The 6617-nt window shown below is 61.2% G+C and carries 9 protein-coding genes; 3 read left to right on the forward strand and 6 right to left on the reverse strand.

What is annotated here, in order from left to right:
* Positions 1 to 6 precede the first annotated feature (6 nt).
* Positions 7 to 390, reverse strand: coding sequence for an ATP-dependent Clp protease adapter ClpS (clpS, locus tag R8L07_21945; protein ID MDW3208206.1), 384 nt, complete (start codon positions 388 to 390; stop codon positions 7 to 9).
* Positions 391 to 622: 232 nt separating this feature from the next.
* On the opposite strand from clpS, the gene R8L07_21950 reads away from it, so the two are divergent.
* Positions 623 to 1003 (forward strand): hypothetical protein, encoded by a 381-nt coding sequence (locus tag R8L07_21950; protein ID MDW3208207.1) that lies wholly within the window; start codon positions 623 to 625, stop codon positions 1001 to 1003.
* A gap of 58 nt (positions 1004 to 1061) precedes the next feature.
* On the opposite strand, the gene R8L07_21955 is transcribed toward R8L07_21950, so the two are convergent.
* Both R8L07_21955 and R8L07_21960 read right to left on the reverse strand, forming a co-directional pair.
* Positions 1062 to 1712: a MarC family protein gene (locus R8L07_21955; protein ID MDW3208208.1), complete on the reverse strand. Its 651-nt coding sequence runs from the start codon at positions 1710 to 1712 to the stop codon at positions 1062 to 1064.
* Between the two features lie 98 nt (positions 1713 to 1810).
* Positions 1811 to 2083: a histidine kinase gene (locus R8L07_21960; protein MDW3208209.1), complete on the reverse strand. Its 273-nt coding sequence runs from the start codon at positions 2081 to 2083 to the stop codon at positions 1811 to 1813.
* Between the two features lie 245 nt (positions 2084 to 2328).
* Here R8L07_21960 and rpmE point away from each other — a divergent pair, with 245 nt between their 5' ends.
* Both rpmE and R8L07_21970 read left to right on the forward strand, forming a co-directional pair.
* Positions 2329 to 2550, forward strand: coding sequence for a 50S ribosomal protein L31 (gene rpmE / locus R8L07_21965; protein ID MDW3208210.1), 222 nt, complete (start codon positions 2329 to 2331; stop codon positions 2548 to 2550).
* Positions 2551 to 2793: 243 nt separating this feature from the next.
* Positions 2794 to 3258, forward strand: coding sequence for an Hsp20 family protein (locus tag R8L07_21970; GenBank protein ID MDW3208211.1), 465 nt, complete (start codon positions 2794 to 2796; stop codon positions 3256 to 3258).
* Between the two features lie 67 nt (positions 3259 to 3325).
* On the opposite strand, the gene R8L07_21975 is transcribed toward R8L07_21970, so the two are convergent.
* The 3 genes from R8L07_21975 to R8L07_21985 all read right to left on the reverse strand — a co-directional run.
* Positions 3326 to 3937: a TetR/AcrR family transcriptional regulator gene (locus tag R8L07_21975; protein ID MDW3208212.1), complete on the reverse strand. Its 612-nt coding sequence runs from the start codon at positions 3935 to 3937 to the stop codon at positions 3326 to 3328.
* Between the two features lie 6 nt (positions 3938 to 3943).
* Positions 3944 to 4480: an isoprenylcysteine carboxylmethyltransferase family protein gene (locus R8L07_21980; protein MDW3208213.1), complete on the reverse strand. Its 537-nt coding sequence runs from the start codon at positions 4478 to 4480 to the stop codon at positions 3944 to 3946.
* Positions 4481 to 4510: 30 nt separating this feature from the next.
* Positions 4511 to 6617: CHAT domain-containing protein (locus tag R8L07_21985; protein ID MDW3208214.1), on the reverse strand; the 2107-nt coding region annotated here is incomplete at its 5' end.

Raw genomic sequence — 6617 nt, forward strand, 5'->3', positions numbered from 1 at the left:
TTTTCCCTATTCCTTCTCCAGCGTACACTGGAGCGGGTGGCCTTCCTTGCGCGCCAGGTCCATGACCTGCGTCGCCTTCGTCTCCGCCACTTCATAAGTATAGACGCCGCAAACGCCGACACCGCGATTGTGGACATGCAGCATGATCTGCGTGGCCTCCTCGCGGCTCTTGTTGAACAGGCGCTCCAGGATGAAGACGACGAACTCCATCGGCGTGTAGTCGTCGTTCAGCATCAGCACCTTGTACATCGACGGCTTCTTGGTCTTCGGACGCGTCTTCGTGACGACGCCGGTACCGGGACCGCCGCCTTCATCACCGTCCTTGCGGTCGTCCCTGTCCGGCCCGCCGTGAAGCGCCGCCCCGGGTTCCTGCCGCTGCCATTCCGTCATGTCTGTTCGACCGATCCTGACTCTTGTTGGAAAATCGGGTGAAGCCGCCTCGGGCCGGGATGCCCCGACCGACGGCCACTGCCTCAGTGCACCGCATTATATTGTGCGATTCAAGCGCATTCAAAGGGGGAGATCATGCCGAAGGACCGGTTGATCGGCGGCACCCGTCATGATGATCTGGTTAAGTCCCTGACTTTGGGGCTGCGGAAAGGTCCGTCTGACGGAGGCAGCGATGAAATTTGATATTCAGGATCCGCCCCGCCCGTTCCGTGTGGGCGCCAAGGGCGACATCGAATTGCTGGATTGTGGCACGGTCCGACTGGCCCCGGATGAGCAGGTGACCTTTCGCACCGACAATCGGGGCGCCACCGCCTTTGACGTCACGCGCAAGGAATTCGGCTATTACGCATCCAATTCCCTGAATGGCACGCTGCCGCGACAGGGATTGCGCGCCGCGCTATGCCGGAACGATGCCCATGGCCTCCTGTACATGCTGTTCGTCGAAAAGGGAAAAGAGAATCAGTACCGCAGCTACCTCGACGCCGAAGGCATGTCCCATCTGGGATGGATGGATGAACTGGATCCGGCCAGCCTGCCGACCCGCGCGCCCTGAAACCACGCCCAGACTACGCGCCCCGGAATCCGTTCCCCCGGAGCCGGTCTGGGCGGCATCAGCCCTGCGGCGGCAGCAGTTCCAACAGGCCGAGGTCCTGGAACCCGCCCAGGACGGCATCGACCGCGATGGTGGCCAGGATGATGCCCATCACGCGACTGACCACATTGGCACCGGTGTTTCCCAGCAGGGGTTTGAGCTTTGCGGCCATCAGCAGCAGAACCAGCGTAATTGCCATGACCCCCAGGAGCAGAACGCCCGTCGCGGCCTGCTCGGCAATCGGGGTTTCATGGTTGTCGGTCAACACGACAATGGCCAGCATCGCCCCGGGGGAAGCGATCGACGGCATCGCCATTGGAAAGACCGCGCCCGAAAGATAGTCCCTTTCCGCCTCCTTGATCTCGCGATCCGATTTCGCCTCGCCAAAGATCATGGTCATCGCAAACAGGAACAGAATGATACCGCCGGCAATCTGGAACGACCCGAACCGCAAACCGAGGGTCTCAAGCAGAATCTGACCGCCGACCAGGAAGAGCAGCAGGACGATGGTCGCGATCAGGACCGCGCGCACGGCGAACTTGATGTGGAGATGTTTCGGCACCCGCGCCGTGGCGAAATAGAAGACCGGCAGGGACCCGATCGGATCCACCACCACCAGAATGGTGATGAATTCCCGCGCGAGTTCCGCCCAGTTTAGCCAATCCGGCATGCAAAAATCCTGATATCGACGTCAATCGGACGCGCGCGGCCCGCTCTCACGCATATATGCACCGATTCATGCAAAAAGGAGAGATCGCCGAGAAAAAACTACTCCGTTCCGATCCGGGGTGGTCCGCCCTTCGCGGCCTGGCTCGGCCCAAAGGCCTTATCGAGGATCCGGGTCGAATCCTCCGCCAGGCGAATTGCCTCACTCAGATGCTCCAGAACCTTGATGTTGTTGGCAAGTACGTGCTGGGCCTCGGGGCGGACATCGTCGGTAATCTTGGTGCAGCGGATCAGAACGTCCTTCCGGAGCACGCGCAGAATCGTCTCGAGACGCTGACCGTCGGGATGCTCGTCGGAAACAAGAAAATGCGTCATTGGACGGTCTCCTCACCATGGTGTTCGAATTCGGACATTCCCGATTGCCCCTGGATTGTCCCAGATTGCCTCTGGTCGCAGCATAGCCCCGTTCTCCCTCGGGCGTCGACAACGAGATTTTCCGCAGAAACCGGTTGCATTGCGGACCCTGCGCGGGTACAAGCCGCGCTCGATACGCAGATGAGAAGCCGTCGATACGGCGCCGTAGGCGCGACGCGACGCAGGAATTTTGGAGCGCGAGTGCGATGAAAAAAGACATTCATCCGGAATACCACTGGATCACCGTCACCATGACCGACGGCACGAGCTACAAGACGCGCTCGACCTGGGGTTCCGAAGGCGACGAAATGAAGCTGGACATCGATCCGACCGGACATCCGGCCTGGACCGGCGGCACGGGCAAGCTGATGGCGTCCGGCCAGTTGGACCGCTTCAACAAGCGCTTCGCCGGTTTCGGCATCAAGTAAGCAGCGCTTGCTGGACGTGCGTTTCTGGGCGGCCCTCAGGCCGCCCTTTTCGCGTTCCGGGTCCAATTTTTCCCTCTTGAACGACCAGAATTCTATTCCCATATCCGCTTGGCCGGAAGGCGCCGTGGAATGCCCAGCTTGGGGTTCCGATAAGCGGACCAACGCAATTCGGCACAACGGGAGACGCCGCCGTCATCGGGGCGTCTCGGGAAAAACTGGTATCGCTCAAGAAGGAGGATCACCATGCGTGGATTTGATATGACCCCGCTGTTGCGTACGACCGTCGGCTTCGATCGCTTGGCCCGTACACTGGACACTCTGGCGGCCGAACAGGTGCCGACCTACCCGCCCTACAATATCGAAAAGCTCGACGAGGATAGCTACACCATCACCATGGCTGTGGCCGGCTTCTCCGAGGACGACCTGGAAATCACGGTGCAGGAAAACCAGTTGACCGTGAAAGGCAAGATTTCCGTCCCGGAAGACGCCGTCGAGCGTCAATTCCTGCATCGTGGCATCGCGGAACGCGCCTTCGAGCGTCAGTTCAGCCTGGCCGACCATATCAAGGTCGGAGACGCCTCCATGCAGAATGGCCTTCTGCACATTTCGCTGAAGCGTGAAGTGCCGGAAGAAGCCAAGCCGCGCCAGATCGCAATCACGACCGCGAATGGCAACAATCGGAAAGCCATAGAGAAAAAGGCCGCGTAACAGCGACCTTTCACCGGACCGGAATCGGGGCGCGTCGCAGGATCGGCGCGCCCCGATCATTTTCGGGCTAGGCCGGATCCCATCGATGGGTTCTCAGCGCCGCAATGGCGTGGTCGAGAATGCGGTCCAAACGCTCCCGAGTGCGCGCATCCCTGTCCAGTGCGATCATCTGCGGCGCCCGATAGGCAACCGTCATATCCTGCAGCATGCGCGCCGCTTCAACCGCATGTGTTCGCGTCAGGCCCTCGGCCGCCAGAAAGCGGGCAACCAGTCTTTCAAACTGCCGGTGGAGTCTCTCGACATGCCCCTGAACGGCGGCCCGATGACGGTCCGCCAGCGCGAGATAGGTCCGGAACAGGGCCGGATCGGCATCGAAGCGCGCGCATTTCAACCGATGCTGGGTCACCACATAGTCCCGAAGCGCCTGTTCAGGATCGGCGACAGTATCCACAACGGCATCGAGTTCGACCTCGATCTCCCGGAACCATCGCGCCACGAGGCTACGGATCATGTCTTCCTTGTTGCGGAAGAAACGGTAGGCATTGGCGGGGGACATGCCGCATTCATCGGCGACATCCTGAACGGTCAGGGTTGCCTTGCCCGTCCGCCGCAGGATCTGTTCGGCGGCGGAAAGGATGCGGTCTTTCTGCGCATCGACGTCGATTCTAGGGCGCGGCATCGGAGTTCAGATCCAGCGCCTGACCCGCTCGCGATAGGCCTGGTACTCTGAGCCAAACTGCTCTGCCGTGCGTGCCTCCTCGAACGGAATGTACCACCAGTTGGCGGCGATGAAGAAAATCGGCACGACCACGAAGCCGAGGGCGGTATTACAGACAATCGCCACGCCCGTGAGGACAATCAGGAAGCCCAGATACATTGGATTGCGGGTCACTGCGAACGGGCCGGTGGTTACGAGTCGGTTCGGATCGCGAAACGTGTGGATGTTCGTCCGCACCGCCTTGAATCGCCGCGCCGCCATCAGCAGCAGCGCCACGCCGGCCAGAATGAAGAAAAGCCCTGCAAGATTATACGGCGGCGGCAGAAGCGGGATAGAATCGATCGTCAGCCGAATTGTCACGCAGACGGTGATCAGGATCGCGACCAGATAGGGTGGAATGAACCAGGTCAACAGCGAGACTCCCTGCGGAATGGATTTAATTGAAGGTTTATGTTTTTTATCATTTTTAAGTATCGGCGCAAGAAAATTCCGGATACCCGGCATTTCGGTGCCGGGTATCCGGTTCGTGCCGCCTCAGACCGAGCCGGTGAGCTGGAACGCCGACCAGAAGACCGGGTGCGGAAACTCCTTGCGGGTCTCGATCATCGCCTCCCGCAATGCGCGGGCCTTCGGCATGGTCCGCAGGTTTTCATAGAAATGCTCCATGAGATAGGCGGTGCCCTCGTCCGAAACGGGCCAGAGGCTGGCCACGACCGACTGCGCCCCAGCATAAAGGAAGCCGCGCGTCAGGCCGATCACATCGTCTCCGGTCTCCACCGTCCCCAAACCGGTATCGCAGGCACTGAGCGTCACCAGGTCCGCGTTGAGACGCAAACCGTAGAGTTCATCCACGGTGAGGGAACCGTCCTCCCCATCGCCCGGCGACAACAGCAGGCGCGACGAAAGCGGCGCCGTGGGATCGAACTGGCCGTGAGAGGCGAGATGCAGGTAGCGGAAGGCCGGCGCAAACTTCTTGAAGCTCGATTCCGACGCATATTGGCGCAGCAGAACGCGGGAATGCTCCCAGCCCTTGTCGATGGCCCGGGTTTCGTTTTCCGCCCCCGGAAGGTCCAGAGACGGGTCGCCAAGATCCGGGTTGCCAAAGGCGAGGAGTTCCTGGGTTGGCGCGTTCTCCTTGTTCAGGAATCGCATGACCGACGCGCTGGGTAGGATTCTCAGATTGAACCGGTCGATCAGGAAGGACGATCCGTCATGCAGCGCGGCGAAGGGGACATAGTGCAACGGTCCATGCGGCACGATGGTCAGCCGCTTGCCGACCAACTGGCCTTCCACCGGCGCAACCAGACGGTCATACACCCGTTGCCCGGCCTTCAGATAGGCATCCGCCCGCACATTCTGCACAGACCGGCGGAAATTGGTCACGGTCGACGCCAGGGGGAACCGCGGCAGTGCCACGGCCCGGATTTCCTGGCGGGTGACGGTAAAGGCAATCAGATCTTCACCCTGCCCGAAATACTCCAGCAGGACTTCGTCCGGCGCCAATCGGGCCTGAATGGCAGCGGCCTGTTCCGGCGACACCGTCACCAGGGATGCCAGCTCCGGCGCGGCTGACTGCAGGGCCTGCCGCTTCTGGTCGAGGGTCGCCGCCCGCTTGGCCTGGCTGTCGACGTCCAGGGACGCCACCTCGACAGACTTGCGCTCCAGAGTATCCAGTTCGTCGACAAGGACGGCCACCGCGGGATTGCTGGTCGCGAACTGACGCCGGCTGGCCAGCATGTCGACCATGGCACGGGCCTTGGCCCGTTCCGCATAATCGAATGCCGCGACGGCATCGCCTTCCGCGATCAGGAGGCGGACCAGGTCCAGATAGACGTCGTTGCGGTTCCCGACGAAACCAAGCTTGTAGGACTCACTCTCGAGATTGGACCGCTGGCGTTCCAGGACCTCGATCGCACGGCGATAGTAGCGCTGCGCCCCGGCCGGATCTCCCTGGGCCAGGGCAATCTGGCCGCGCTCATAGAGGATCTGAAAATGGGTGTCCCCGAAACTCGCCAATCGAGACTCGGCCAGCAACTCGTCATAGCCGACCTGGGCCTCGTCGATGCGCCCCGCCTTGAAGGCGGTGCGATAGACCATGACCTGCAGGGGGAAATCCTGAACGAACCCGATATCGTCGAAATTTGTCCCGGCAACGGCATAGGCAATCGGCTCGAGGATCGGCTTCTCGATCACCATCAGCGCGCCGATAAACGCGTCCGTCGCCTTCTGGAAGCCGGATCGGTCATCCCGGGTGAAGGCATTGTAGGCGTCTTCGTAGCGTCCTTCGATGAAGTAGCTCTGTCCGATCCATCGGCGCAGAAGTGCCAGTTGGGTCGCATCGTCAATTTCGGATTTGTTGGACTGCTCATAGATTGCCATCAGCCCGCTCCGATACCGCTGGGCCGCATCCGGGTCACCGCGCAGCGCCTCGATGGTCGCCAGCCAGCCGAGCGGCTCGATCCGAGCGAATGTCCGCACCTGTTGAGCGTAGAAGCTGTCTTCGGAATTCGGGTTATTCATCCCGAAGGTCAGAATGGCGGTCATCGCATTCAGACCTTCGTTCATCACCGCGCGGGGATTCCGCTTCGACGCCTTGCGCGCGCCGAGGTCGGCGGCACCGCGGCTGCCGCGCGCGATCGGC

Source organism: Alphaproteobacteria bacterium, from assembly GCA_033344895.1.
Taxonomy (GTDB): Bacteria; Pseudomonadota; Alphaproteobacteria; order UBA8366; family Aestuariispiraceae; genus Pacificispira.